This window comes from Anaerolineae bacterium (genome assembly GCA_013178015.1).
Lineage (GTDB): Bacteria > Chloroflexota > Anaerolineae > DRVO01 > DRVO01 > Ch71.
Window position 1 is genome coordinate 61,825 of the sequence record JABLXR010000015.1, and the last position, 25,956, is coordinate 87,780.

The window sequence follows — 25,956 nt, forward strand, 5'->3', positions numbered from 1 at the left end:
TGCCCTACAACCTGCAACCTAACCCCTGTCCCCTATCCCCTGTTCCTCAGGCTCCACTTCGCCGGGGAATATCGCCGCAGCCCCGTAGTCCTTGCCCTGGAGCCAGTTGCGCACCAGAGCGTTGAAGGCCTTGGGGTTCTCCACCTGGGGCCACTCTCGCGTCCTGTCGAAGGCGCGATAGCGGGCATCCGGTTTGTATCTCTTGAACCCCTGGATCCCTTCCACGGGCGCGTAGCGCGCCTGCTGGCCCCAGATCACCATGGTGGGCTGCTGCAGAGCGGCCAGGTCCTGGGCCACGCATAGGTTGAGCAGACCGCTCCAGTACGACAGGGGCCCCCATTTGGCGCCAGGCTGGTGGGAGGTGGTCCAGGCGTACTCCACTAGGGACTCGGTGACCTGGCTGGCATCGAAGAAGACGCGGTTCTTCAGGCTCCAGCGCAAGGCCGGCTTTGAAGTCACCAGGTTGAATGCGAAATCCCCCACCACCGGCAGCCGGAGAATGTATCGTATCGCCCGCTGCAAGGCATTAGGTGGCTCTGCCAGCTCTTCCACGCCGGTCGGGTTCACCAGTATGAGGCGGGCCACCTTCTCCGGCTGGCGGTGCGCCAGCCGCGCGGCGAAGGCTGCCCCCGGCCCTGCCGCCACCACGATAGCCGGCGCCTGAATCACGTCGCCGATGAAGTCGGCCAGAAGCTGCTGGTAGGCACCGGCCGTGTGCTCGACCGGTGGACGGTTGCTCTGCCCGTACCCCAGCCAATCCACAGCGTAGACCCGGTAGTCGCGCGACAGCTCGTCGTACACCGGCTTCATCTCGTGGGAGCTGCTAAAGGGGTGGAACCCGTGCAACAGCACCATCGGGTCGCCGGCGCCCTTAGAGTGATAGTAGACCACCCCATCGCGCCAGACGTAGATGCCCGGCTCGCCGTCCACCTCGCTGTATATGGGCCGATAGGCCTCGGCGAGCCGCCGGTTGACCAGGACCATTCCGCCCATGGCGGCGCCGGTGAGCAGTAGCAGCTTGCTCAGCTTCCTCATACGCTCCTCGACCTCCAGCATGAACCTGTTTCAAATGATGCCCGGCACGGGGGCCGGTGACCGGCTCAGCCTACCACGGATCTCACGGCCGCGCCGGCCCAGGCCGCCCGCGAGATGTCCTGGCCGCCATCGCCTCCGCGCCGGTCGGCCCACTTAGCCACCCGGCGGCACCTCCCCCGTAGGGGCGGACCACGGCGCCCTGGACCCGCGCGCGGGCAACCGCAGCCGGTAGCCTCACAGCCATCCGGTTAGCTGGGCCAGCAGCCGGGTGTATTCCACGAAGTTCGGCCACGAGATGTCGGGCGGCACGCCGTGATCGCAGCCGGGGATGAACCCGCCCTCCTCCAGCAGAGGTGGCACCACCCGCATCACCTCGGCCCGCATCTCCTCCCCACCTTTCGCCAGGCAGCGCTTGTCAATCCCTCCCTGATAGGCCATCTTGCGCCCAAACCGCCGCCGGAACTCCACGATGTCGTTACCGGCCGCCACCTCGATGGGAGAGCAGCAGTTGATGCCCACCTCGATCCAGATGGGGATCAGTTCGGCGCTGTACCCGTCAGAGTCCACCTCCACGATGGGACAGCCACTTTCCTTGATGGCCGGCACCCAGCGCTGGTATGCCGGCACCAAGAAGCGGCGCACCATCGCCGGCGAGATCATGCTGTGCTCCTTGTAGGCCATGTCTTCCGAGATGAGCACCCGGTCCAGCTCGATCCGGTCCAGTATTGGTTCCAAGGTCTCCATGACAAACTCAGTCCAGAACTGCACCAGGTACTCGATGAAATCTGGGTCGTCCGCCATGAACAGGCACAGGTTCTCGAAGCCGAGCCACTCCCGTAGCTGCCAGAAGGGACCGTTGATGCCCACCGTCACCGGGTAGTCACGGTCTTTGAGAGCTTGGGCGCGCTCCTCGAAGTCTTCGGGGAAGCGCTCCGGGTGGCGCGGGTCGAAGCGCCACTTCATGCGCTCCTCGAAGTCCTCTCGGCTCTGCACCGGGAAGCGGTGCCACTTGCGGGTGACGAAGTCAATGGCGTTGCGGATGTAGGTGTAATCGTAGCGGTCGGAGATCTCAGTGATGGCCCCCATCCAGTCTTGCACCACGTAGTGGCCGTCGCGGTGCTCCAACACCTTCTCCTCGAAGGTAGGGATCATGCGGAAGGAGACGCCCGGGTCCACCCGCGGCCCGCTCTCGTCCTGCTCTATGCCCAGCAGGCTCATGAGGTAGCGGTACCATTCTCCTCTGCCGTATTGCGCCGGGAGGCCCTGGCTGTGCCAGGCGGCCAAGGTGGACTCGCGCGGCCCTCCTGGGTGCAGAGGTACCTTGTCAGGATGGCCGAAAAGCAGGGCCTCACGAAACCGCTCTCGCTCCGTCACCTGTTCCTCCGAAGGCCAGTGGATAGTGGGTGGTGAATAGCGGCGGGAACTGCCACGCCGTCCGTACCGAGTACGGCAGACCCGCGGAGTGATTTCTCCAGGCTATCCATGATCCACTAGGTTCCGATGATAGCTGCCGGGCGCCCCTCGCGCACACCCACCGGCGATGCTCAGAGCCGAGCTCCAAAATAGGCGTCCGCCGAGCGCTGGAGGAGTACCCACAAGGTATAGACGCCAATAGCCGTGCCTACGGGGAAGTTGAACAGCCCCAGACCGGCTACCACTATGGCCAGGATGCGGGCCCATCCCTGGCGGGCCAGCAGCCCCCAGCCGGCGGCAATGCCGGGCAGGGCGAGCAAGGCCAGGAACAGCCCCACCACCGAGCCTATCACCCCAAGTACGCCGAAGGCCTGGGCGTCCATAGACAGAAGCCCGATGCCCGCCAGCAGGACGAACACGAAGCCTCCGATCAACAGGAAGACGGCGTGACTGACGATGAGTATCCAGCCGACGATGTTGACGTGGAGCCGTAAGTCTCTCTCACTGATCTGGTCCATACGATGACCTCCTCAAGAGGCGCTCTACTTCAGCCCGACCGGTCCATCCAGCACGTCGGGCGGTGCGGTGCCGGCTCGCGGCCCCGCCTGTGCCGACCGGAACGGCGCCTTCAGTACGCCGCTCGGTAGATGGCCTCCGCATCGGCGATGGTGACCTCCCTGGGGTTGTTCTTCAGCAGCCGGGTCACTTCCATGGCCGACCGGGCCATTCTGGGGATGGCGCTCTCCGGCACCCCTAGCTCTGATAGGCTAGTGTCCAGGCCGCACTCGCGATAGAGATCTCTCAGGCGCGTCAGTCCCCGTCGCGCCGTCTCCTCCGGCGTGCCCGCCCTCTCGGCCCCCAGGGCCAACGCGACGTCGGCATAGCGCTCGGGCATGGCCGGCAGGTTGTGCTCCAGCACGTGGGGCAAGAGCAGGGCATTGGATAGGCCATGGGCCACGTGGAACTCGCCGCCCAGAGGGTATGCCAGAGCGTGGACCGCCCCCGTCCCCACCGGCCCCAGGCACAGCCCCCCGAACAGGCTCGCCAGGGACATCCCCTCCCGTGCCTCCACATCACCTCCATTGGCGACCGCTCGCGCCAGGTTGGAGCCCGTCAGTTCGATGCCCTTGAGGGCATAGACGTCCACCGCCGGGTGAGCGAACCGGTTGGCGTAAGCTTCGATGCAGTGCGTGAGGGCATCCAGGCCAGTGGCTGCGGTGACCGATGGGGGAACGCTCAGGGTGAGCAGCGGGTCCACGTAGGCGGCATCAGGCATCAGGTAGGGGCTGATGGCGGCCTTCTTGAGCTGGTCGGCCCGATCCAGCAGTATGGCGTTCGGTGACACCTCGCTGCCGGTGCCCGAGGTGGTGGGCAGGCAGACCAGGCGGGAACGGCGGGCCGGGATCCGGTCGGTGCCCAGGAACTCGCGCGCCTCCCCGTCGGCGTCCACCAGGGCCGCCACTAGCTTCGCCAGGTCCAGGGCGCTCCCCCCGCCGACGCCAACGACCCCATCGGGGCCGAACGCCCGGGCCCTGATCCTGACCTCCTCCAGCATCTCCAGGTCCGGCTCTGTCAAGACCTCGGAGAAGACCTCTGCAGCGATTCCCTCGTCAGCCAAGGCTGCGGCCACCCGCTCGGCGTGGGGGAGCACCGGTGGACTGGTGACCAGGTACACGCGGCTACACCCCCACCGGCGCAGGTCTGGTCCTACACCGTCGGCGCAGTGGGGGCCGAAGGCGATCCGGCCCGGTTGCTGCAATGTCACGATGCGCATGGCTGCTCTCCTGTGAACGCCGAACGGGCGCCACGTCCCCGGGGGCCCGCCGTCGTGCTACAATAGCGCCAGGACATTCTGCCTGCGGATGGGCGGGGAAGCAATGGCGAGTGAGGGACCAATCGGGGAAGCCGACGTACATGCCGCCCTGGTCTGCCTGAGCAACCCCATAGAGCTGGCACAGAGCGATCTAGCTCGTCGTCTACCGCAGGTATCCGGCATTGGGCCGCTGAACGAGCGGGGGCGAGCCCTCCGTTCTCTCCTCCTGGAGGCCATCGAGGCCCTCGGTCCTCCCCGGCCTACCGCCTTCGGCTCGGCCGAATCCCGCGTGCACGACGTGCTGACCCTGCGTTACGTCGAGCGCATGGCCACCGCGGACATGGCCGAGGAGCTGTCCCTCAGCCGCAGGCAGATCCAGCGCGACCTCAGGCGGGCGGAGGTCCTCCTCGCCGAGCTCGTGGCCAGCTGGGTGACCAGCAGCGAGCCGACGGCGGGCCCTTCCCCGGCGGACGGTGAGACCTCACTGCTCCGAGAGCTGGCTTTCTACTCCAGCCGGCCGGCCGAGGTCAACCTGGCCGAGGCCATGCGCGAGGTCCTGGCCACCGTGGCGCCTTTGGCTCGGTCCTTGGGGGTGAAGCTGCAGCTGGGTGTCGAACCGGATCCCTCCGTCCACGTGCTGGTCGATGGGGCCTTCCTGAGGACTCTGATGGTTCAGGTCGCCAGCCTCGCCATCCAGTCCACCACCTCGGGCGCGGTTCGCATGGGCATCGCTCGGCAGAGGGACGTGATGGGGATAAGCCTCTCCTTCCCGGCGCCGGATGAGCCCGGGGTGCGGCGACGCCTGGAGAGCATACGCAGCGCAGCCCACTCCGAGGAGATCGGCTGCCAGATAGATTCGTCAGCCGGCGAGATCACGGTAACCCTCCAGCTCAACCCCAGCGTCGGGGCCACCATCCTGGTGGTGGAGGACAACCCCGGTGCGGTGGACCTCTACCAGCGCTACCTTGCCGGCACCGGCTGGGAGCTACACGCCATCTCCGACCCTCGGCTGTGCTACCAGAGCGTCCGCACCAACAAGCCCGATCTAGTGGTCCTGGACATCATGATGCCCCACATCGAGGGCTGGCGAGTGCTCCGGGTCCTGAAAGAAGACCCGGAGACGGCGCAGACGCCGGTGATAGTGTGCTCTGTGGTCGAGGACCCCGCCCTGGCCGAGGCTCTGGGGGCCTCGGCCTACCTGGGCAAGCCCGTGTCCCGCTCCGACTTCATCTCGGCCATCAACCGGTGTCTGCAGGCATCTCACCAGTCACCAGCTCCATAGCGCTGCGGATCAGCGCCGTCAGCTCGCCCGGGCCGAACTTACCCTGCCTGGTGAAGGTGAACGAGCTCCCATCGCTGCTGAGGCTGTCCTCCCCCGGCGTCGCCGCCGTGACGGCAATCACGGGGACGTTCGCCGGTGCACACACTTCCCTGAGCTCACTGGCGGCATCGAAGCCGCTCATGCCCGGCAGCACCAGATCGAGCAGCACGCAGTCAGGCCGGGCGCGCTTCGCCCGGCGCACCGCTTCCTCTCCCGAGTAGGCGGCATCCACCAGGTAGCCCCTGCCGCCGGCCTCGAACGTCCGGCGCACGAACTGTACGAACCCCCGGTCGTCATCCACCACCAGCACTCCGGGCGGCTCCGTAGCTTCGCCCCGGACCCGGTCCGCAGAAGGTCGGCCGTCACGGCCCCCGTCCCCGCCCACCACCGAATCCACACACTGCAGTATCTGATCGGCAGTCACTGGCTTCACCAACACGGAGCGGAAGTGGCCATCTCCCAGCAGCCAGCCCAAGGTCGGAAGCGGACAGAACACCGCCGGCACCTCCGGCCACCAGCGCTCGCCCAGCTCCGCCCTCAGTCGGTGGGAGTCGAGGCCCAGACCCACGTCCACCAGCATGAGGGCGGGGCTAAGGGACCCCAGCTCCTCCCGTGCCCGGTCTAGGTCGGGGCAGTGCACGAACTGGTACCCCTCGATCCGTCGACTCAGGTAGGGCACGGCGGAGTCGTCGGCGCTGAGCACCAGCACCCGAGGGGAGGCTCGCGTCCTCAGCACCGGCTGAGGCCCCGCGTCAGCCAGCCGGCTGGTGGAGACCGGCTCCACCGGTATGGTGAAGTGGAAGTGGCTCCCCTCCCCGGGTGTGCTTTCGGCCCAGATGCGCCCGCCGTGCAGTTGGACGAACCGGCGGGCGATGGCCAGCCCCAGCCCCTTGCCCGCATCGGGCTCCTCTTTGGCCCGGCCGATCTGGTAGAACTCATCGAAGATGGTGGCCAGCTCCGACGCGGCGATGCCGCGGCCGGTGTCGCTGACCGTCACCTGCAGGTACCCGTCCTCCCGGGCTACGCGCACCCGCACCTCCCCCGAATCGGTGAACCGGACGGCATTGGAGAGCAGGTTGTAGATCGTCTGGCGGATGCGCACCGGGTCTATGAACACCTCAGGCAGGTCATCGGGGCAGGAGACGAGGAGCTTCAGGCCCTTGGCCTCGGCCAAGCTTGATATGCCATCCACGGCGTCCCTGACCAGGTGAGCCACGTCGGCGAGCTCTCGCCGCATAGGCATGGCCAAGGCGTCAATCCGGGCCAGGTCTACTACGTCGTCCACCAGTTGGGAGAGGTAGCGGGCGTTGCGCTGCACCTGGGACAGGTCCCGCAGGAGCAGACCGCCCCATTCCTCGATGCCGTAGAACTGGGGGTTGTGGTAGATGAGGTTGGTGAAGCCCAGGAGGATGTTGAGGGGGGTGCGCAGCTCGTGGCTGAGGTTGGTAGCGAAACGGTTGCGCAGGTCCCGCAGTACGACTGCTTCCCTCTGAGCCAGGGCCAGGTCGCGGTTGGTCTTCTCCAGCAGTTGGTAGGAGAGGTCGAGCGCTTTGATGGTGCGGTTGAGCTCTCCCTGCTTCTCGCGCAGCTCCCAGGCCAGCGAGGTAGCTTCGGCGCTGCGCCGCCAGGTGAGCCACAAGAGAGACCTTTGCGGGTGCAGCGCGGCCGACACAGTGATGCCGGTGGCACCCAATAGCACTGCTAACCACACCTGCGACCCGGGGTCAACCCCCAGCACCACAGGCAGTGCCGCCGCCAGGGCGAGAGTCGCAGCGAAGGCAGTAGTTGGAAGTAGCGCCGCCGACGCGGCCACCGGAACGCTCAGGAAAGCCAGTAGGTCGGGCGCATCCTCCAGCCATGCGCCCGCGGCAATCGATGCCACTGCCCCAATCAAGAGCACGACGGCAGCCAGACGGGGGCCCCGGGATGAAAGGGAGAGCGCTGCGCCCAGGGTAGCGGCTAGGCCGAGGCCGCACATCATCAGTGGCACGTTGACCGGGCCCCAGGACAGCGCGACCCAGAGCCCCGTGCACCCTATGAACCAGGCTAACAGTACCGCTCTGAGCGAGGGTAGCACCGTATCATAGTCGGTGGGCATCGCCAGGGCCTCAGGCAACTCCGGAAGCTCACCCATTTCTGCCCGCTCCGCACGCACCGGAACCTCCTCGGCTAGCTGGCCAGACTCCCTGCCCACAGCTGTATCGCTCCGTAGCCGGCTGTCGCCCTCATGTCACATTCGTGTCGTCAACCTCCATCACGGAGAACTATAATGAGGTTGTCGCTGTTTCCGCAATGGACCACGTTCACGTCCCAGTCGGTCTGGTGGATCTTCGCTATGTACAGACGGCCGTCCGATGGAATGAGTGCGCCTTAGGCAAGGAGGCAGATTCATGGGATCGCCATTGATGACTCGCAGGCAAATTCTTCTCGGTTCCGCGGCCGCTGCAGGTGGCATGCTACTGGCCGCCTGCGCTCCGACGCCGACCGCGGAGGTGGTCGAGAAAGTCGTCAAAGAGACGGTGGTGGTCGAGCAGACAGTGATAGTGGAGAAGGAGGTCCCGGCGGAGGCTGCTGAGCGCATCGTTCTCGAGTTCTGGTGGGGCTGGGGCGGCATGACTGGTATGGAGGCCATGAAGGGCGTGACCGACGCCTTCAACATGCAGCAGACCAACATCTACGCCCTGTCTACTGTAGCACAGCCCAGTATGGATGAGAAACTCCTGCCTGCAGTCGCAGCTGGCAACCCGCCAGATGTAGCCGTGGGCAACATCGCCTACTCCGAGTACTGCGCCAGAGGTAGCCTGACGCCGCTGGACGAGTACTTCGAGGCAAGCCAGGTGGTGACCAAGGGTGACCCGGACATCATATCCTCTCTGTGGACGGACGCCTCATGGCAGGGCAAGATCTATGGCCTGGCTGCCTGCGAGGTGGGCCCGCGCATAGGACTCTGCCTCAACCTCGACCTGGTGGAAGGAGCCGGGCTGGATGCGACCAACCCACCTCTCACCTGGGACGAGATGTACGACTGGCACGAAGCCATGACCAAGCTCGATGATGCAGGCAACGTCGAGATCCTGGGCATTGACCCACTAGATGCCATGGGGGGCAGACGGCCCACTTCCGACGTATCCTTCTACTGGGATGACGCCTTCGGCTTCGAGTACTGGGACGGGGAGACGCTGACCTACAACTGGGACAATGAAGGCTACATCGCCTCCCTGTACACCATCAAGAAGTTCTACGACCTGGTAGGCGTGGAGAAGATCGAGGGCTACCGCAGCAGCTATGGTACGTGGACCCAGAGCCCGACGGCCAGCTTCCCGGCCGGTGTCCAGGCCATGGTGCTCAACGGGTACTGGACCCCAGGCGAGCTCATCCACTCGGCTCCAGAGGGCCGCTTTGCCTTCACCTGGGCCCCGAACTCTGCCGAGCGATCGGGCAAGAAGTTCCAGAACGTTGGAGGTCACCCGGCCACCATCCCCAAGGGAGCGGCGCATCCCAGCGAAGGCTTCAGGCTCATCGAGTTCTTCACCTTACCTGATTCCATGGACGTCATTCTCAAGACCACGGGCTGGTTGGGCCCGCGCCTCTCCTGGCTCGCAACCGTTGATCCCAGCCCTTACCCGGGCCTAGACTTCTTCCTGCAGTCGGTCAATGAAGCCGACGAATTGAAGCCCTGCCCGCTCGACCCCATCTGCAACTTCGTAGGGCAGCAGATCTCCATGACCTGGGATGCGGTCAACTATGGCGAGAAGGTCCCGGAGGAAGCTGCTGCGGAGATGCAGACGACCTGCACCGAGGAACTGAGGCGGCAGTTCCCCGAGCTATTCGCGTAAGATCAGAGGGACGGGCGACCATCTCCCATGGCCGCTCGTCCCCTCTCATGTCAGGCTGAGGAGCAAGGCTATGGCCGCGCTAGCTGCCCGACGAGTACGCCGGCGTCAGGTGACAGCTCTAAGCCGAGGTCTTCTCTTTGCGCTTCCATGGTTCCTGGGCTTCATTGCCTTCACCGCCTATCCCATGGGCGCTTCGCTCTACTACAGCCTCACCAGCTACGACGTGCTGCGCCCGCCCCGGTTCGTCGGGCTGGAGAACTACAGGTTCATGCTGCTATCGGACAACCTCTTCCGCCTGGTGCTGGGCAATACCGTCTGGTTTGTGGTCGTCGGTGTCCCCGCTGGGCTGGTGATTGCCTTCCTATTGGCCAATCTCCTGAACCATGAGATGAAGCTGCGGCCTCTGTTCCGCACCGTGTTCTACCTGCCCGCCATACTCCCAGCCGTGGCGTCGGCGGAAGTATGGCGCTGGGTGTACAACCCGCGCTATGGGCTGATCAACTCGGTGCTGAAGGCGTGGGGGCTGGCCACCATACCCTGGCTCTCTTCACCGGCCCTCGCCAAGCCCTCGCTAGTCATCATCCACTGCTGGGCTCAGGGAACAGCCATAGTCATCTTCCTGGCCGCACTGCAGGACGTGCCCCGCACGCTCTACGACGCCGCGCTGGTGGATGGAGCCAACGCCTGGAACCGATTCTGGCACGTGACGGTGCCCATGTGTACGCCTTCGATTCTGTTCGTCTCCATCACGGGACTCATCGGCATGTTCCAGTACTTCACTCTCGGCTGGCTGCTGACTCAGGGCGCCCCCAACAACGCTACCGAGTTCTACAGCATGTACCTCTATCGCAACGCCTTCAGGTACTTCAAGATGGGTTATGCCTCGGCTCTGGCGTGGGGGCTGTTTGTCGTTATCGTCACTTTCACCATCGTGATGATGCGAAGCTCCGCCCGCTGGGTCTACTACGGCGGAGAAGCAGTCTAGAGCTGTCGGGCGCCGGCTGCTATCGCAAACGACAAGGAGCGCAACACCTGTGACGGAAGCCTTGACTTCCCACCCTACGGCGGCCGCGGCACACAGGCGCGCCGTCGGCCGTAGTGGCTACACCCTCCGGCGTACGTTCGGCCGGATCGTGCTCTATGCCTCGGTGGCAGCGATGAGCCTTGCCTTCGCCGCTCCCCTTGTGTGGATGATCTCGACTTCTCTCAAGGATGACCCACAGGTCTACGTTGTACCGCCGATCTGGATCCCTAACCCTATCCGTCCCCTCAACTACGTGGAGATTTTCACCCGCCGGCCCATGGGCCTGTACTTTCTGAACACGATGAGATACGCGATCCCCACCGCGGTTGGCGTACTGCTCTCCTGCGCCGCGGTGGCCTACAGCTTCGCTCGGATGCGCTGGCCCGGCCGCGACGCCCTGTTCTTCCTGTGTCTGGCGACCATGATGATTCCCTTCCAGGTCACCATGATCCCCCTCTATATCACCTTCAAGACCGTAGGGTGGATCAACACCTACTTCCCTCTGGTCGTACCTGCCTTCTTCGGGAACGCCTACTACATCTTCCTGCTTCGCCAGTTCTTCGCCAGCATTCCAGAAGAGCTGTCGGATGCCGCGCGTGTGGATGGCTGTTCCGACGCGCGCATACTGCTGCGCATTATCCTACCGCTATCCAAGCCGGCGCTGGCAGTGGTGGCGCTCTTTCAGTTCATGGGCGCCTGGAACGACTACCTGGGCCCGCTCATTTACCTGAGCCGGGAGGAGATGTTCCCGCTCGCGCTGGGCCTGCAGTCCCTGCGGGCCAGTTTCCAGGAGAAGCTGGTGTGGCCCTACATGATGGCCGCGAGTACCATGATGATCCTCCCCGTTATCATCATCTTCTTCATCGCCCAGCGCAGCTTCATCGAGGGGATCACCGTCACCGGACTCAAAGGATAACTGCGGTTGCCCCATCGGCGCAGCCGCCGCACCGGCTGGCACCGCCGCGTGGTCCAGACCTGGAGGGGCCCCGAATTCCCTCAGGTCTTCAGCAGCTCCGGGACCGCGGCCCGGCTACTATGCCGAAGTCCTGCCGCCGCGCTCTCTGCCGCCGACCTCACCTCACGTCACCCCCAGCGGGTACCGCCCCCATTCCTCCTCCAGCCGGTTCAGGTAGTCGTACGTGTCTACAGCGACGTCCGGCCCTATTGAGTGCGAACCGACGATAAGCCCCCCTTCGCCAGCAGCCGCCAAGACCCGCTTGAGGTCGTCGGCTACGCATCGGCGGTCCCCACCGGGCAGCACGAAGGCGTTGTCCAACCCCCCGATCAGGGCCAATCGGTCGCCGTACCGCTCCCTCAGCGCCACGATATCCATGCCCGCCTTGGGTTCTATGGGCTGGATGGCATCTACCCCTGCCTCCACCAGCATGTCCACCAGGGGCAGGATGTTACCGTCACTATGGAAGACCACAAACGCCGCCCCCGCTCGCTTGTAGGCCCCTACCATCTCCACCATCAGGGGCAAGAACACCCGCTCGAACGTCCGCGGGGAAACCATGGGCCCAGTGTTGGCGCCGATGTCGTCGTAGATCCAGATGCCCGAGAGCCGATCCCCACCCAATCGGAGCGACTCGACCCCCACCGCGATGAGGTGCCGGTTCACCAGCCCCGCCAGTTCTCGGGCGTAGGCCTCGTCGGCCACTAGGTCCATCAGCCACTGCACCTCGCCTCGCAGGCTGGACGTGCGCAGGAAGGGACCGCCCGTCTTGGCGAACACCGCCCGCCGAGGGTGCTCCCGCTCTATCCCCTCGACGAATGCCCCATACCGCTCCGCCAACGTCGGTGAATCAAAGTCAGGCGTGGGAAGATCGGCCCGGGGAAGAGCCACCTCGAGAGTCTGGCTGAACTTGGCCGAATCCAGGGCACGAATGCGACGGCCCCACCCATCTCGGGAGATGATCTCATCGCCGCAGCGCGAGAGCACCTGGGCCTGGGTGGGCCAGGGCGTCTCGTCTGCGGCCACAACCGTCAGGTCTATGCCGTAATAATCCTCGGGCGATGCCTCCGGCCCTAGGTTCTTCTGCTGCCGCCACGCTTGGGTGAACTCAGGCCAAAAGGAATCATAGCGCGGCACCCTGTCGGGCTGCTCGAAGCTCAGCGCCGCCCTCACCCGCCGCTCGGCGTCACTCGCCCACGCGTCCCCCACTGATACTTCCTCCACCGTGGTGGAATCCCGTCCCGAGCGGGCAGCCTTCGGTCCGCGGCGACGCCTCTGCGTTCGTAGCCAGAGTACCAGCGCAGCCCGTACTGCCCCTTCAGCGAGGCCGATCAGTCGGTCTCCTCGTTCATCTCCTTCACGACGGCCTCGACGACGTCGGGATACTCCCGGTCGAACTCTCGTATCGCCTGTTCGGCCGCCGCCAGACGGGGCTCGTAGGCCCGCCGTATCTGGCCTGCGTCCGGCCGTCCGGCAGCCACGGCCGCCTCGTACTCGGACCGCTGTCGCTGCAGCAGCTGGCGGTAGCCGAGCATGAGGTCTCGGCGCCGCGCCTCCAGCGTCCGCCTCTCGCCCGCCTGCCTGAACCTCGCGTCCCGCTCCGCTTTGGCAAGAGCGCTCAGCACCAGCTCCGCCTCCACCTCTGCCAACTCGACCACGGGGCGGTTGCCGTAGCCTCCGCCGAGGTAATGGGTGCAGCCGTGCTCGGGCTCCTCCATCTCCACCGGCCGGGGAGGCCCCGGCAGGTACTGTCCGTCTACGTACACGTGAGCCACGAACCAGCCGGGCGCGTTCTGATGCAGGCGCACGTCCACCGTCCGCCCATCGCTGGTCCGCTTCCGCAGGATCGTCTTCTCCACCGACCTCACCCCTGTCCTGTCGTTCTGCCGATCGCGTCCGGCGCCGCCTGGCCTCGGTCGGCAGGCCGAAGAGGGCCTCCGGCGCCAGCGATCAGGCGAGTGATGGGCGCCAGTTTGCCAGTTATCCGCCCGGCAGTTAAGGGCGCCACATGGGCGTCACCTCGCCATTCGTCCCCCATGCGAGCTGCCCTTGTGTCATGCTGAGCGCAGCCAAGCATGTTCCTCTCGCGGTCGGAGACCCTTTGCCTCGCTCAGAGTGACAAGGCGGAGCATCACAAGCCTCTCACCCCGCTCAGGATGACGGGGCGGTGTCCGAGCCGCTTCAAGGCAGCGTGACGACGGGGGAGGGTCGGAGGCCCTTTGCGCCGCTCAGGGCGACGAAGGGGAATGCTAATGCCCCTTCTTCTTCAGGCTCTTGCCCACCGAGAACGCCTTAGCCACCGGCTGGCCCAGCCGGAAGTACTGTCCGTCGGGCGTGAAGATGAGCGGATCCAGCAGCACCGCGTCGATCCCGCCCTTGGAGTCCAGGACCCTCTCGTCCACGTGTGTCTCCAGCACCTCCGCCAGATAGAAGACACTCTCTCCCGCTTCCACCTTGCGCACCACTCGGCACTCGAAGTTGAGCGGACACTCGGCAATCATGGGCGACGAGATCAGCGTGGATGGGGACATGGTCCAACCGCAAGTCTTCGCCTTATCGGGGTCCTGCCGCCCGGACACGATCCCGCAGTAGTCGGCTTCGACCGCCTGGGAGCTATTGGGAACGTTGACGGTGAAGTTGCCCTCCCGGTCTATGAAGGGGGCGGAGTAGTGGCTCTGAGCGATATCGAGGGCCATCATGGGCGGATCTCCACCCACAATGCCTGCCCAGGCGATGGTGACCACATTGGCGCTGGCCTCGCCGGTCTTCACCGCTACCAGCAACGTCGGCATGGGAAAGAGATGGGTGGTCGGTCCGAGTTGTCGCTTGGCCATGTTCTCTGCCTCCCCGCTTCAGGCGTGCCCCCTGGCGTCCGTTCTGGCGGCACCTCGAATACCCCTGCCGGAGTAGGTCCCGATCATATCACAAAGGGGCTCGCTTAGTCTCGCACCCGGAAAGCGATCCTGAGACGAGCACCGCCGCTCAGGTCCTTCGCTGCGCTCAGACTACGAGCGTATGCCCCGACAGCATTCCCGCTACAACTTCCTTGGAGCAGGGCGAGCGCCCTGCCTCCAGCTGCCCGCCGCGCCTCGTACATCTGCCCGAGGAGTGCGCGCGCAGACGCGCGCCAGGCCCCGAAGTGCGCCCCGCGCCTGGGGGCGCGGACTCCTCAAGAGGAGACCAGGCAGGGGTACCTAAGACACGGAGGGAGTGGCGCGGATAGGCTTCGACCGTTCCTCGGACATACCCTTCTCTGAGGAGTGCGCCCGCCCACGCGCGCCGTCTCTCCACATGCCACCGCGCCTGGCGCGTTACCTCCTCAGAAAGGGCTCGGGCGCAATCGCCCTGCCCTCGCAGACGGCGGAAGAGCGGGCTCTGGGAGCCTGTGCTGCAGCCGCCCACACGGGCTTCCCCCGTGCGACCGCCATCCGAACCCACTCGTCCCCCCGATCCCGAGCTCTTGCCTTGTAGTTGACTGTTCTGATAGCTTATCCTAGCATTCTGTGGTGGTACCGAAACTGGACCCTGAATGCAGTAGTGCCGCCGTCCAGCCGCTGGGGAGTCGGCTGGCGGAGAAGCCCTCTCTGGGAGATACTGAGGGGACAGAGGTTGCCTTGGGAGTTGGTGCAGTGAACCACGAGCACGTATCGCAGGAGATCGGCGCCGCCGTCTCCGATCTCCTGGAGTCCTATGACACGGTGGGTGCCGTGAACCGGGTGGATGGTGCCGACATCCCCTCCCAGCGGCACATCATCGAGATCATGCAGGTGATACGGACCCTCCTCTTCCCGGGCTACTACGAGGAGGGAGCCATCGAGGAGATGGCTCTGCCCTACATCACCGGCCAAAGAGCCGTCTGGGTGTACAAACATCTTAGCACCGAGATCCATCGGTGCCTGTGCTTCGAGTGCCGTGAGCACGACCGGTGCGACCAGATCCCAGAGTGCCGCCAGAAGGCTGAGAGCATCGCCCTGGACTTGCTTCGTGCCCTGCCCGGGATTCGGGCCCAGCTACTATTGGACGTGGAAGCTACCCTAGCGGGGGATCCCGCAGCCGCCAGCGCCAATGAGGTCATCCTGGCCTATCCCGGTATCGCCGCCATCACCGTGCACCGGGTGGCCCACTTCCTCCATCGCCGGGAGGTGCCCCTCCTGCCTCGGATCATGAGCGAGTACATCCACCATCGCACCGGCATAGATATCCATCCCGGGGCCACCATAGGTGCCTCCTTCGCCATAGACCACGGCACCGGAGTAGTCATCGGCGAAACCACCCAGATCGGCGACCGGGTCAAGATCTACCAGGGAGTCACCCTGGGCGCCCTAAGCGTCTCTCGCGCTCTGCGCGGGCACAAGCGGCACCCCACCATCGAGGACGACGTCATCATCTACTCCGGCGCCACCATACTGGGCGGCGACACCGTTATCGGCCGGGGCTCCATCATTGGAGGCAACGTGTGGCTGGTGGAGTCTGTGCCACCCTACTGCAAGGTCTACAACTCGCGTTCCGCCCAGGAGCCCATCGTCTCTCGCAGGGCCTTGGTGGACAGCGGCTAGTGGATGCTGGTTAGCGCTTGACGGGGAACGAAATGCAGCAGGCCTCGCCAGGCACTCGCCACCATCCACTGCCCACAGTGCACTAGAGCGCGGCCCAGAGCATCCCGCGCCGCTGAATCTCCCTGGCCTCGGGGACGTCGAAGTCGGCCGCCACATGCCCCAGGGAGGAGTAGAACACCCTTCCCTTGCCCCACATCCGCTTCCAGACCACCGGCATGACGGTGCCCTTGATCCAGGGCACCACCGGGCTGTCGAAGGTAGTGGTGGCGAGAACCCTGTTCGAGGGATCCACGTGCATGTAGTACTGCTCCGAGTGCATGGCGAAGTCCGGGATCCCCCTGGTCACCGGATCCTCGTGGTCCACGATGTTGACCACGTAATCCGTGATCCCATCCGGGTGCGATACCCACTGCCCACCCACCATGAACTGGTACTCCGTGTTCTGGCGGAAGGAATCACCCATGCCCCCGTGCCACCCGGCGATGCCCACACCTCCCCGGATGGCGTCGAGGAGCCCTTTCTCCTGCTCCTTGGTGATAGTGCCCATGGTCCAGATGGGCACCACGAGGCTCAGCGCCTGCATCTTGGCCGAGTCCAGGTACACGTCCAGGGTGTTCGACACCTCGACCTCGAACCCCTCCTCCTCCAGGATGGGAGCGAAGATGTCGGCGCATTGCCTGGGCTCGTGCCCTTCCCAGCCTCCCCACACTATCAACGCCTTTCTCACCGTTACTGCCTCCTTGAGTCTACTCCCTCTCCCCTCTTGCCTTTGGCCTCGTCGCTTCGTCTCTCCCCTGGCTCCCGTGCCGGTGCCCGCGGCGGGCTGACGCAGTCCGGCGCTTCACTAACCCCTAGCTTACCCTCAGAACTGCCCCTCGGTCGAGGTCGCCCTTGTCTCGGGCCGCCCGCCTGATCGCCTTCGTCGCCCTGGGCCGCCCCCACTTCCTGGCCGGTGGCGTGGCGCTCTACAGCTCTGGTGCTGCTGGAGCGCTGTACCTCGGATACCCCCTGGACCACGAGGCGTTCCTCTGGGGGCTGGCCTGCGCTCTGGCTATCCAGTGGATGACCCATTACAGCAACGACTACTTCGACCAAGCCGCCGACGCCGCCAACCTCACCCCGACCCTCTGGTCCGGGGGCAGCCGGGTGCTGCAGCGCGGAGTCCTCGCTCCGATCGTGGCCCTGGGCGCTGCCCTCGCGTTCGTCCTGGTCGCTATGGTCTCAGCGCTGGTCCTGGCGCTTAGGCTCCGCGCCGGCCCTCTCACCCTGCCCTTGGTGGGAGTGAGCCTGGCCCTGGCCTGGGCCTACAGCGCCCCTCCCTTCCGGCTGCATTCCCGCGGGCTGGGCGAACTGGCCGCGGGCGTAGTGGTAGGCTTGTGCGCTCCCCTGGCCGGCAGCTACTTCCAGGCCCGCCTTTTGGAGCCACTGACGCTCCTGAGCGCCGCTCCCCTATTCCTTTTGGCCTTCACCATGATACTGGCGGTGCACTTCCCCGATGCCGCCGGCGATGCCTCCGTGGGCAAACGCACCCTGGTGGTGCGGCTGGGCGGGGCCCACGCCGCTCGCCTTCACAACGCCGTGCTGATGGCGGCTTACCTGGTCCTCGTGCCCCTGGCAGCGCTGGGCCTGCCTGCCTCCATCGTCGTCGCCACCGCTGCCCCCGCCCCCCTGGCAGCGGTGCAGCTCTGGCGCTTGCGCCGGGGAGCCTGGCGCGACCCCCGTCGCTACACCGGCATTGCCTTCCGAGCCGCCTTCATCTTGGGGCTGACCGCCGCCTGCCAGCTGGCCGGGTATCTCCTCTCTGCCTAGCAGACGATCTCACCCCCGAGACCGCGGCGAACGCAGGGAAGTTCAACAGAACGGCAGACCAGGGGAGAAAGGGTGGCCGCCACTCTCTTCTTTCCCCTATTCGCCTCGTCTCTGCGCTCTCACCGATCTCGGCCGTGAGAGCCCTGCACGACGCGTTCCACGTCTTCGGGAGATACCCCCGGAAGGACCACGTCCGACCGAGCCAGGAAGGCGGCGGCCACTTCCCGTACTTCGCCCGCACGCACTCCTTCCAGCGCTCGCGCCAGCAGTGCCAGCGCCTCGGGCGGATGGGCGAAGACGTCCCCGGAGAACGACACCCAGGTCAATCTGCCGTCCTCCAGAGCACAGTGGCAGCGCAGCAGGCCGCCCGGCGCCTTCCACACGTTCTCCCGCAACTCCGCCCCCTCGCGAAGCCGCAGCCGCCGCCGTTCTCGCACCCTCCTGACCTGATGCAGCCACTCGTAGTGGGTCAGGCGCTCGATGGTGCCCGGCACCGCCTCCGTGACCTCTGCCGGCAATCGCTCGCCGGGCTCGAGCCTGAACGCATGCTGCAGTGTCTCGACCAGAGCCCGGGTCAGCTCCCGAGCCACCTCATGCTGCGTGACGGTGGGATTGAGGTCAGCTAGACTGATCAGGTTCTCCCGCATACCGCGGTAGGCCTTGTCCCGGAACTTCTCGTCAGGCACGCGCAGGACCGAGGCCATGGCGTGGTAGTCGAAATCGAGCAGGATGTTGCCCACCACCACGGCCGCCTGCCCCACCACCCCGGCCCCGTTGCCCGAGATCTTCCTGCCGCCTACGGCCACGTCGTTGGTTCCCCGAACGTGCGCTTCCACCCCCAGTCGGCCGAGCGCCAGCACCACTCCGTCCAGGCCCAGCCGGAAGAGAGCCCGGTAGTCGAGCGAAGCTCGATCATAGGGCAGCACCAGTTGGTAGAAGACCTGGCCCGCATCCAGGTACACGGCCCCGCCCCCGACTTCCCGCCGCACGATGGGAAGGCCCCGCTCGGTGCAGCGACTTACGTCCACCTCCAGCTCCAGGTCCTGGAACCGGCCGATGCACACGTACGGCTCGGTGGGCCAGAGGACGTTGGCCCCGAAGAGCCCCAGGTGAGCCTGGGCGTGATAGATGGCCTGGCTCTCGGCCCAGCTCACCGGCCCGAGGGCGTAGAGGGGAAGCCTCGGCGAGCTCACAGGCCGTACTTCTCCCGCTCGGCGGCGATGAAGGCGCGGAACTCGTCGGTATCGGGGCGGAGCAGCCGGGCCAGGTCCTCCTCCAGTGAGGCGGGGCGTATCCGCACCATCCACCCTCGGCCGTAGGGATCTCGGTTGACCCGCTCCGGCTCCCACTCCAGCTCGTGGTTGAACGCCAGCACCTCGCCGCTGACAGTAGCGTTGATGCGTCCCACCCACTTCCCGGACTCGATGGAGAACATGGGTGCCCCCTGGGCCACCTCCCGCCCGAAGGCAGCCGGTTCCACATAGACGATCTCCCCCGCCAGGGCCTGGCCGAAGGCGGACATACCCTGCACCACTTCGCCCGCCTCCACCCGAGCCCAGTTGTGGGTGGCATCGTAGTAGAGGTCATCAGGAAACTCGTACTTGCCGATCTTCATGCCTTGCTCCCGGGGAAGGAGTGAAGGAGACAGGAGTGAAGGAGATAGGAGTAAAGGAGTGAAGGAGTAAAGGAGACAGGAGGGGAGTAGACAGGACTAGGGACTCGCACTGGGCGGAAGGCACCAGACCGCCTGACCCAGGCTCGTGGGCCTGCCTGTCTCAGCCCCCATCCCCTCTGCTCCCGACTCCTTCACTCCTTCACTCCTTCACTCCTGTCTCCTTTACTCCTTTACTCCTGTCTCCTTTACTCCTTCACTCCTCTCCTGCAACACCTCGGCCAAGTCAAGCGTCGGCATCCTCTGCCGCGCCCGGCGGGCGGCCGCGCTCAGGGCCCGCTTGCACTGGGGACAGGCGGTCACGATGGCCTGGGCCCCCGTCTCCACCGCCTGGGCGAAACGACGGTCAGCCATCGCCCGCGACAGCTCCGGCCGCACCATCTCCACGTCCCCCCCGCCACCGCAGCAGAGCGACCGCTCCCGGTTGTCCTCCATCTCCACCAGCTCCAGCCCCGGCACCGCCCGGAGCAATTCCCGCGGCAACTCATAGATGCCCGAGAGCCGGCCCAGGTCGCAGGGATCGTGATACGTAACCTTCAGGGGCAGCGTACCTAGCTTGAGCAAGGGGAGACGCTCGGCCAGCAGCTCCACCGCGTGCAGGACCCGGGGACCCGGCTCCCGGCCCAGCCACTCCGGGTACCAGTGGTGCAGGGTGTGGTAGCAGGAGGGGCACGAGGTGACCACCACTTCCGCGCCCGAGGCCCGGATGAGCTCGCGGTTGCGCCGGGCCAGGGTCAGAGCCTCATCCACCAAGCCACTGGCATAGAGGGGGAAGCCACAGCAGAGCTCATCCTGCCCCAGGGTGCCCACTCTCAATCCCAGGCCCTGGAGAAGAGAGAGGAGCGCCTGGGGCAGGCCGAATGCCTGAGGGTACAGCGACGACAGACACCCGACGAACAGGAGCACGTCAGGAGGGTCGCCCCCTCTCGCCGGAGCCTGCTGCACGTTCCCCAGCCAGGAGAGCCGGTCTGCCGCCGGGCGCCCAGCGATGTTGCCGGTGCGAAGCGTCTGCTCGCCCACGGCCCGAATAGCCTCGGGGGCCAGGCCGGCTCGCGCTAGTTGCCGCCGCTGACCCAGCCACAGCTGACGCGTATCTATGAACACTGGGCATACCTGGGCGCACCGGCCGCACAGGGTGCAGTCGTAGGTGGCCGCTACCATCTCCTCCCGATCGGGCTCCGGGCGGCGCCCCAGGAATCGAGCCAGAGGGCCTAACAGCCCTCCTCCCTGGCCTCGCCATTCTTGACGCCAGAGCGCGATCTTGTTCAGAGCAGTGGCGTGCTCCTCGCCCGCTGCCAGCACCGGGCACGCCGGTACACACTCCCCGCAGCGGGTGCAGGCATCCAGGCTGAGCAGATCCCGCACGCTCAGCAGGCTGAAGTCCAGTCCACTCATCGGGTCGCTTCGGCCTCAGCTGCGCCCAGACCCGCCACCACCGGGGAGACGAAGACGTGCAGCATCTTGCTGAAAGGCAGGTAGACGAAGAGAACCACGCTGGCCACCACGTGCACCTGGAAGGTCCAGAAGTGCCAAGCGGCCCAGTTCAGCCCGAGAGGGCTCAGCCAGCGCGCCAGGGGCCAGCCCACGAAGGAGAAGCGAGCCACCTCGGGTGGCACCTGCTCCATCAGGAGGCGCAGAGCCTCCACCGGGTAGCCGCTTGCGGTGATGAACAGAATCAGAGCCACCACTGCCGTGTCCGGCCCACTCCGAGGCAGGTGCTCGCCCCCGGCAAGCGCCCGTCTCAGCCCTGCCATGGCCCCGCCCGCCAGGAGCAGCAAACCTAGGGTCTCGTGGAGCGCGGCCAGGAAGGGCTGGTCCATGTCGCGCAAGGCGGCGATGGCGGCGTAGTCCAGCGCCAGCGGCCGAAACACGTGCTCAGAGAGGGCAGCGAAGAAGCTCAGCAGGGCCAGACCGCCGAAACCCAGAAGCATGGACTGGTGCGCCAGCCACCGCCGCCGATCGGATAGCCACAGCCGCCGATGCAGCAGCCCATCGGCCCAGAGGTGATGCCCCAGCCGCCGCCAGCCTCCGGCCGGAGGGCGGAAGGCTGCCCTCAGCACTCCGCCCACGCCGGCTGGCCGCCCCGGCTGTCCCACGTGCCCGCGTCCCAGGAGCCAGAGATACCGCCAGGCCAGCAGCCCCGTCACCACGGCCACCACGGCCATCATGCGCCAGAAGAGGAGCAGCCTGTCGGCGATCAGGACCTCCACCTAGACGAACCTCGCTCCCCATGCCAACGGCCGCGGCGCGCCCAGCGCCTCCAGGACCCAGTCCCGCACCGCCAGCAGCTCCTCGCGGCGGCGGTAGTCGAAGGCCAACGGGGACCGCAGCAGGGCCCCATCGAGTAGAACAGCTGCCGATCCCCCGGGCACCCGCAACCGACGCAGTGCCCACGCCAGCGGCTCGGCGTACATGCGCCGGGCGTCCACGCCCCGGTAGCCAGACACCGGCTGCTCCTGCAGCGTGCGGCGGGCGACCACCCCCATCTCCCCCCCAGCTGCCAGCACCTCGACCGCCGGAATGGTCTCCACCCCGCAGCGCGACAGCCCTCCGCCCTCGCCTTCCTCGCACGCGTGGGAAAGGGCGGTCGCCGCCATCTCGGCGGCCGCTCGGGAGTAGACCTTGTACCCGCTCTGGATGTCGGGGTAGTCGCCGAAGGCAGCGAAGTAGGTGCTGCTCAGTTGTCTGCCCATGCGGGCAGAGTGGAACTGGAGTGCCTGCCACAGCACGCGGTCGGTGAGGATCTCATACTGCGCCCGCTCAAATCCCAGCGGCCGAGCCCGGTCCGGCCTACCCCCGGAGACGATGACCAGGCCCGCGCCCGTCTCCTCCTGCATCTGGCGGGCCAGCTCCAGAAGCGCCGGCATGTCCTCCAGGCGATGATCCCCGTCGCTGTCGCGGGTCACGATGAAGGCCGGCTCCTCGGGGAGCACGGCCGCCATGCCCGCGGCCAGGGCCCCGCCCTTCCCCAAGTTGGTGGGAAGGTACAGATAGCGCAGTCCCCGCTCCTCGGCCGCCCGGCCCACCGCCTCCCGCCAGCGCGGTTGGCCGTCCAGCACCACAGCCACCATCTCAGGGCGGCAGTAGCGCTCCACTCCGACCAGGGTGCGCTCCAGCAGTGATCTGACCAGCGCCTCGTCAGCATCGGCGGGATACCATGTGGGCACCACCATGCCCACGTCAGGGTGGCTTACGGGCACGACTCTCTCCCTCGTCGGATGCACTTCACCGGACGGGTCATCCTAGGCCGCCGCCGGGGACGGTGTCAAAAGCAAGGCCGAGAGCGTTGATACTGCACAAATTCCCGCTGATCCCTCGGTTTGTTCCCGTTCTGATCAGTGCAGATCGGCATTCCCTCAGCGTCATCTGCGTGCCATCTTGACATCGCGGGCCAGACGGGTGCATAAGCTCTCAGGCAGCCACAACCGCACCAGCGGAGGAAAAATGTCCGACAAGGTCCGTATCGGCTTCATCGGCGCCGGCAACATCGCCCGCGGCCACGCCACCCGTCTGCACGAGAGCGGCCTGGCTCAAGTCGTGAGCCTGGCCGACCCCAGCGAGCAAAGCCTGGCCAAGCTCATCGCCGCGCGCCCCGAGCTCGCCGAAGTCCCCACCTTCTCCGACTACCGAGAGATGTTGGAGAAGGTGGAGCTCGACGCAGTGGAGATCCATTCGCCTCATTGCTTTCACCCCCAGCAGATCCTCGACTCTCTGGATGCGGGCAAGCACGTGCTCTGCGAGAAGCCTCTGACTTCCACCGTGTCCGAGGCGCATCAAGTGATCGCCAAGCGCGACGAGACGGGCAAGGTGCTCATGATCTCCTATCAGCGCCACTACGTCCCCGCCTACCGCTACATGCGGGAGATGGCGGTGGGCGGTAAGCTAGGCCAACTCAATACCGTCGCCCTCACCCTCACCCAGAACTGGCTCCGCAGCAGCGCTGGCACCTGGCGCCAGGACGCCAAGCTCTCCTGCGGCGGCCAACTGAACGACTCGGGCAGCCATGTGGTGGACATGATGCTCTGGTGCAGCGGCCTTCGAGCCAAAGAGGTCTACGCTCAGATGAACAACTTCCACCTGGAAGTGGATGTGGATAGCGCCATCACGGTGCGGTTCGAGAGCGGCGCCATCGGCAACGTCACCGTCCTGGGCAGCACGCCCGGCTACTGGGAGATGTTCGGCATCTACGGCAGCGAAGGCAGCGTGATGTACGACAACATCGGCGGGCTACAGCAGCACCTGGTGGGCAGCCAGCCTGAGCGCCCGTCCCTGGGCGAGCCGGAGAGCAACCCAGACCTGAACTTCGTGCGCGCCATCATGGGGCTGGAGGAAGTGGAGGTGCCGGCCGAATGCGGCCTACGGGTCATAGAGCTCACCGAGGCCGCCTGGCGCTCCGCCAAGCTCGACCGGCCAGTGGAGGTGGCCGGGCTCTAGTCGTTTGGGCCCGTAGCCTAGAACCCGGGTTCTAGGCTACGGGCCTCACTCCTTCCAGCGCCTTCGCCATCCGGTCCAGGGCTTCCTGCAGCACCCCCCGGCTGCAGGCGAAGTTGAGGCGAACGAACCCCTCGCCTTGGGCGCCGAATGTCGCCCCGTCGCTCAGGTCCACCCGGGCCTCTTCCAGGAAGAACCGGGATGGCCCGCCGGGCAGGGCCAGCTCCCGGCAGTCCAGCCAGGCGAGGAAGGTGCCTTCCACCGGCGTTATCCTCACCCCGGGCAGGTTCGCGGCCACGTGGGCAGCCAGGAAGTCGCGGTTGGCCTCCAGGTAGGCTAGCACCTGCTCCAGCCACTCCTGCCCCTCGCGGTAGGCAGCGAGCGCCGCCACGAAGCCCAGCACGTTGGGCTCCCCTACCAGTCCCGCCCGAGCCAACTGGTATCGCCGCCGGAGGGCCTCGTCCTCGATGACGGCGAAGGCGCAGTGCAGGCCGGGGATGTTGTAGGTCTTGCTGGGCGCCATCAGAGTGACGGTGCGCCTTCCCACTTCCGGCGCCAGGGAGGCGATGGGGATGTGCTCGTACCCGCGGTACACCAGGTCGCAGTGGATCTCGTCGGAACAGATGATCACCCGGTGACGCAAGCACGTCTCCGCCAGGCGCTCCAGCTCGGCCCGGGTGAACACGCGGCTCACCGGGTTGTGAGGGCTGCAGAGCAGGAAGAGCCCGGCCTCGGACGCGGCCTCCTCGAAGGCATCCCAATCCACCTGATAGCGACCCCCTTCCCCGCGAACCAGGGGCGCCTCCAGTCGCCTGAGGCCGTGCCTACCCGGCGCACTCAGGATGGGAGGGTACACCGGCGGTTGCACCAGCACACCGCGCCCCTCGGCAGCCAGAGCGCGGCAGGCCAGGTTGAAACCGGCTACCACCCCAGGCAGGAACACCAGTGCCTCGGTCGGCACCTGCCAGCGGTACAGCCGATACAGGCGGTCCACTATGGCCTCCCGCAGGCCGGCAGGCTCGCACCCATAGCCGAACACACCGTGATCCACTCGCTCATGGAGGGCTCGAACCACCGGCTCCGGGCACAGGAAATCCATGTCGGCTACAGGCAGGGGCAGCACGCCCGGCGGGCAGGTGCTCCACTTGGAGCTGTCGGAGAGGCGACGGTCAACCGGGGTGTCGAAGTCGTAGATCATGTCGAGTTCGTGGTCAAATGAGTGTGAGCGGGGGCACCGGCCACCGCGCCCTAGCGAGCCATGACGCCGGCGATCTCGAGCAGGTTCAGGTCCAGGGCCTTGCGGTTGGCCACTACCTCCTCCAGAGGGGTGGCCACCATCTTGCCATCTACGCTTCCAGCCAACACGCCGTAGCGGCCCTCGGCCAAGTACTGGACGGCTGCGGCCCCCAACCAGGTGGCTAGCAGCCTGTCGGCGGCCGTCGGGGCCCCTCCCCGCTGCACGTGACCCAGAATGGTCACCCGCAACTGGAACCCAATCTCGTCCACGTGCTCGGCGAAGTGCTGTGCCAGTGCCTGGGCGTTGTGCTGCGCTCCCTCGGCCACCACCACGATGGCATGCGGCTTGCCCCGCCGATAGGCATCGGCCAAAGTGGCGGCCACCTCATCCGGGCTGCAATCAATCTCGGGGATGCAGATGGCCTCGGCGCCCCCGGCGATGCCCACCATTAGAGCCAGATAGCCACAATCCCGGCCCATGACCTCCACCAGGAAAGCCCTCTCCAGGCTGGAGGCGGTCACCTTCAGTCGATCTATGGCCTCTAGGGCGATGTTGAGGGCTGTGTCCACCCCGATGGTGATGTCGGAGCCGTAGAGGTCGTTGTCTATGGTGGAGGCCACCCCCACCACCGGGAAGCCCATCTGAGAGAGGGCGTAGGCGCCCTGCTGGGATCCGCTCCCCCCGATGACCACCAGCGCATCTATGCCCTCCTTGTTCAGGTTGCGCAGGGCCCGGCACCGACCCTCCTCGGTGTGGAACTCAGGCGAGCGGGCCGTGCCAGGAAGGTCCCGCCGAGCTGCATCACCCCGCCTACATCCCTCGCCCCCAGGGGGAAGATACTGCCGGCGATGAGG

The 25,956-nt window shown here is 66.1% G+C and carries 22 protein-coding genes and 1 pseudogene; 7 read left to right on the forward strand and 16 right to left on the reverse strand.

Translation table 11 applies throughout. The annotated features are described in order from the left end of the window. Positions 1–18 precede the first annotated feature (18 nt). The 4 genes from HPY83_07335 to HPY83_07350 all read right to left on the reverse strand — a co-directional run bounded on the left by HPY83_07335 (position 19) and on the right by HPY83_07350 (position 4,222). Positions 19–1,035 (reverse strand): alpha/beta hydrolase, encoded by a 1,017-nt coding sequence (locus tag HPY83_07335; protein NPV07762.1) that lies wholly within the window; start codon positions 1,033–1,035, stop codon positions 19–21. 234 nt (positions 1,036–1,269) lie between these two features. Beyond that, complete coding sequence (locus tag HPY83_07340) at positions 1,270–2,409, reverse strand: hypothetical protein (protein ID NPV07763.1); 1,140 nt, start codon at positions 2,407–2,409, stop codon at positions 1,270–1,272. 170 nt (positions 2,410–2,579) lie between these two features. After that, on the reverse strand, positions 2,580–2,966 hold the full coding sequence (locus HPY83_07345; GenBank protein NPV07764.1) for a hypothetical protein: 387 nt from the start codon (positions 2,964–2,966) through the stop codon (positions 2,580–2,582). 110 nt (positions 2,967–3,076) lie between these two features. Further along, the gene (locus HPY83_07350; protein NPV07765.1) at positions 3,077–4,222 is read right to left on the reverse strand and encodes an iron-containing alcohol dehydrogenase; all 1,146 of its coding nucleotides are present in this window, start codon (positions 4,220–4,222) and stop codon (positions 3,077–3,079) included. Between the two features lie 103 nt (positions 4,223–4,325). Here HPY83_07350 and HPY83_07355 point away from each other — a divergent pair, with 103 nt between their 5' ends. Then, complete coding sequence (locus HPY83_07355) at positions 4,326–5,543, forward strand: response regulator (protein ID NPV07766.1); 1,218 nt, start codon at positions 4,326–4,328, stop codon at positions 5,541–5,543. Here the strand turns inward: HPY83_07355 and HPY83_07360 are convergent. Next, positions 5,500–7,737, reverse strand: a complete 2,238-nt coding sequence (locus HPY83_07360) for a hybrid sensor histidine kinase/response regulator (GenBank protein ID NPV07767.1) — start codon at positions 7,735–7,737, stop codon at positions 5,500–5,502. The two genes, HPY83_07355 and HPY83_07360, sit on opposite strands and share 44 nt — an antisense overlap. 235 nt (positions 7,738–7,972) lie before the next feature. On the opposite strand from HPY83_07360, the gene HPY83_07365 reads away from it, so the two are divergent. The 3 genes from HPY83_07365 to HPY83_07375 all read left to right on the forward strand — a co-directional run bounded on the left by HPY83_07365 (position 7,973) and on the right by HPY83_07375 (position 11,358). Next, a complete protein-coding gene (locus HPY83_07365) occupies positions 7,973–9,418 on the forward strand; it encodes an extracellular solute-binding protein (GenBank protein NPV07768.1) in 1,446 nt (481 codons plus the stop codon). A gap of 70 nt (positions 9,419–9,488) precedes the next feature. Beyond that, positions 9,489–10,403: a sugar ABC transporter permease gene (locus tag HPY83_07370; GenBank protein NPV07769.1), complete on the forward strand. Its 915-nt coding sequence runs from the start codon at positions 9,489–9,491 to the stop codon at positions 10,401–10,403. 172 nt (positions 10,404–10,575) lie between these two features. Further along, positions 10,576–11,358: a carbohydrate ABC transporter permease gene (locus tag HPY83_07375; GenBank protein NPV07770.1), complete on the forward strand. Its 783-nt coding sequence runs from the start codon at positions 10,576–10,578 to the stop codon at positions 11,356–11,358. 162 nt (positions 11,359–11,520) lie between these two features. Here the strand turns inward: HPY83_07375 and HPY83_07380 are convergent, their stop codons facing one another. The 3 genes from HPY83_07380 to HPY83_07390 all read right to left on the reverse strand — a co-directional run bounded on the left by HPY83_07380 (position 11,521) and on the right by HPY83_07390 (position 14,231). Next, entirely contained in the window at positions 11,521–12,606 is a 1,086-nt protein-coding gene (locus HPY83_07380) for a hypothetical protein (GenBank protein NPV07771.1), read from the reverse strand. A gap of 122 nt (positions 12,607–12,728) precedes the next feature. Then, a complete protein-coding gene (locus tag HPY83_07385; protein ID NPV07772.1) occupies positions 12,729–13,256 on the reverse strand; it encodes a hypothetical protein in 528 nt (175 codons plus the stop codon). 390 nt (positions 13,257–13,646) lie between these two features. Next, a complete protein-coding gene (locus HPY83_07390; GenBank protein NPV07773.1) occupies positions 13,647–14,231 on the reverse strand; it encodes a flavin reductase family protein in 585 nt (194 codons plus the stop codon). Between the two features lie 927 nt (positions 14,232–15,158). Here HPY83_07390 and HPY83_07395 point away from each other — a divergent pair. After that, positions 15,159–15,953: a serine acetyltransferase gene (locus tag HPY83_07395; protein ID NPV07774.1), complete on the forward strand. Its 795-nt coding sequence runs from the start codon at positions 15,159–15,161 to the stop codon at positions 15,951–15,953. Positions 15,954–16,035: 82 nt separating this feature from the next. Here HPY83_07395 and HPY83_07400 read toward each other — a convergent pair whose 3' ends face one another. Beyond that, positions 16,036–16,680, reverse strand: coding sequence for a ThuA domain-containing protein (locus HPY83_07400; protein NPV07775.1), 645 nt, complete (start codon positions 16,678–16,680; stop codon positions 16,036–16,038). A gap of 164 nt (positions 16,681–16,844) precedes the next feature. On the opposite strand from HPY83_07400, the gene HPY83_07405 reads away from it, so the two are divergent. Beyond that, on the forward strand, positions 16,845–17,762 hold the full coding sequence (locus HPY83_07405) for a prenyltransferase (GenBank protein NPV07776.1): 918 nt from the start codon (positions 16,845–16,847) through the stop codon (positions 17,760–17,762). A 119-nt stretch (positions 17,763–17,881) separates the two neighbouring features. On the opposite strand, the gene HPY83_07410 is transcribed toward HPY83_07405, so the two are convergent. The 5 genes from HPY83_07410 to HPY83_07430 all read right to left on the reverse strand — a co-directional run bounded on the left by HPY83_07410 (position 17,882) and on the right by HPY83_07430 (position 22,634). Further along, complete coding sequence (locus HPY83_07410) at positions 17,882–18,955, reverse strand: lipoate--protein ligase family protein (protein ID NPV07777.1); 1,074 nt, start codon at positions 18,953–18,955, stop codon at positions 17,882–17,884. Beyond that, positions 18,952–19,377, reverse strand: coding sequence for a glycine cleavage system protein H (locus HPY83_07415; protein NPV07778.1), 426 nt, complete (start codon positions 19,375–19,377; stop codon positions 18,952–18,954). Before HPY83_07415 ends, HPY83_07410 begins: the two co-directional genes overlap by 4 nt. A gap of 222 nt (positions 19,378–19,599) precedes the next feature. Next, a complete protein-coding gene (locus HPY83_07420; protein NPV07779.1) occupies positions 19,600–20,829 on the reverse strand; it encodes a (Fe-S)-binding protein in 1,230 nt (409 codons plus the stop codon). Further along, positions 20,826–21,644, reverse strand: coding sequence for a hypothetical protein (locus HPY83_07425; protein NPV07780.1), 819 nt, complete (start codon positions 21,642–21,644; stop codon positions 20,826–20,828). Before HPY83_07425 ends, HPY83_07420 begins: the two co-directional genes overlap by 4 nt. After that, complete coding sequence (locus tag HPY83_07430) at positions 21,645–22,634, reverse strand: glycosyltransferase (GenBank protein NPV07781.1); 990 nt, start codon at positions 22,632–22,634, stop codon at positions 21,645–21,647. A gap of 244 nt (positions 22,635–22,878) precedes the next feature. On the opposite strand from HPY83_07430, the gene HPY83_07435 reads away from it, so the two are divergent. Continuing rightward, entirely contained in the window at positions 22,879–23,868 is a 990-nt protein-coding gene (locus HPY83_07435) for a Gfo/Idh/MocA family oxidoreductase (GenBank protein ID NPV07782.1), read from the forward strand. Positions 23,869–23,899: 31 nt separating this feature from the next. Here the strand turns inward: HPY83_07435 and HPY83_07440 are convergent, their stop codons facing one another. Both HPY83_07440 and HPY83_07445 read right to left on the reverse strand, forming a co-directional pair. Further along, the gene (locus HPY83_07440) at positions 23,900–25,063 is read right to left on the reverse strand and encodes a putative C-S lyase (GenBank protein NPV07783.1); all 1,164 of its coding nucleotides are present in this window, start codon (positions 25,061–25,063) and stop codon (positions 23,900–23,902) included. A 50-nt stretch (positions 25,064–25,113) separates the two neighbouring features. After that, positions 25,114–25,956: pseudogene (locus HPY83_07445) on the reverse strand (ATP-dependent 6-phosphofructokinase).

Coding starts and splice junctions, on each gene's coding strand:
- HPY83_07335 (NPV07762.1), bottom strand. CDS start 1,035: ATGAGGAAGCTGAGCAAGCTGCTACTGCTCACCGGCGCCGCCATGGGC.
- HPY83_07345 (NPV07764.1), bottom strand. CDS start 2,966: ATGGACCAGATCAGTGAGAGAGACTTACGGCTCCACGTCAACATCGTC.
- HPY83_07350 (NPV07765.1), bottom strand. CDS start 4,222: ATGCGCATCGTGACATTGCAGCAACCGGGCCGGATCGCCTTCGGCCCC.
- HPY83_07355 (NPV07766.1), top strand. CDS start 4,326: ATGGCGAGTGAGGGACCAATCGGGGAAGCCGACGTACATGCCGCCCTG.
- HPY83_07365 (NPV07768.1), top strand. CDS start 7,973: ATGGGATCGCCATTGATGACTCGCAGGCAAATTCTTCTCGGTTCCGCG.
- HPY83_07370 (NPV07769.1), top strand. CDS start 9,489: ATGGCCGCGCTAGCTGCCCGACGAGTACGCCGGCGTCAGGTGACAGCT.
- HPY83_07375 (NPV07770.1), top strand. CDS start 10,576: ATGAGCCTTGCCTTCGCCGCTCCCCTTGTGTGGATGATCTCGACTTCT.
- HPY83_07390 (NPV07773.1), bottom strand. CDS start 14,231: ATGGCCAAGCGACAACTCGGACCGACCACCCATCTCTTTCCCATGCCG.
- HPY83_07395 (NPV07774.1), top strand. CDS start 15,159: ATGCAGGTGATACGGACCCTCCTCTTCCCGGGCTACTACGAGGAGGGA.
- HPY83_07415 (NPV07778.1), bottom strand. CDS start 19,377: ATGAAGATCGGCAAGTACGAGTTTCCTGATGACCTCTACTACGATGCC.
- HPY83_07420 (NPV07779.1), bottom strand. CDS start 20,829: ATGAGTGGACTGGACTTCAGCCTGCTGAGCGTGCGGGATCTGCTCAGC.
- HPY83_07435 (NPV07782.1), top strand. CDS start 22,879: ATGTCCGACAAGGTCCGTATCGGCTTCATCGGCGCCGGCAACATCGCC.
- HPY83_07440 (NPV07783.1), bottom strand. CDS start 25,063: ATGATCTACGACTTCGACACCCCGGTTGACCGTCGCCTCTCCGACAGC.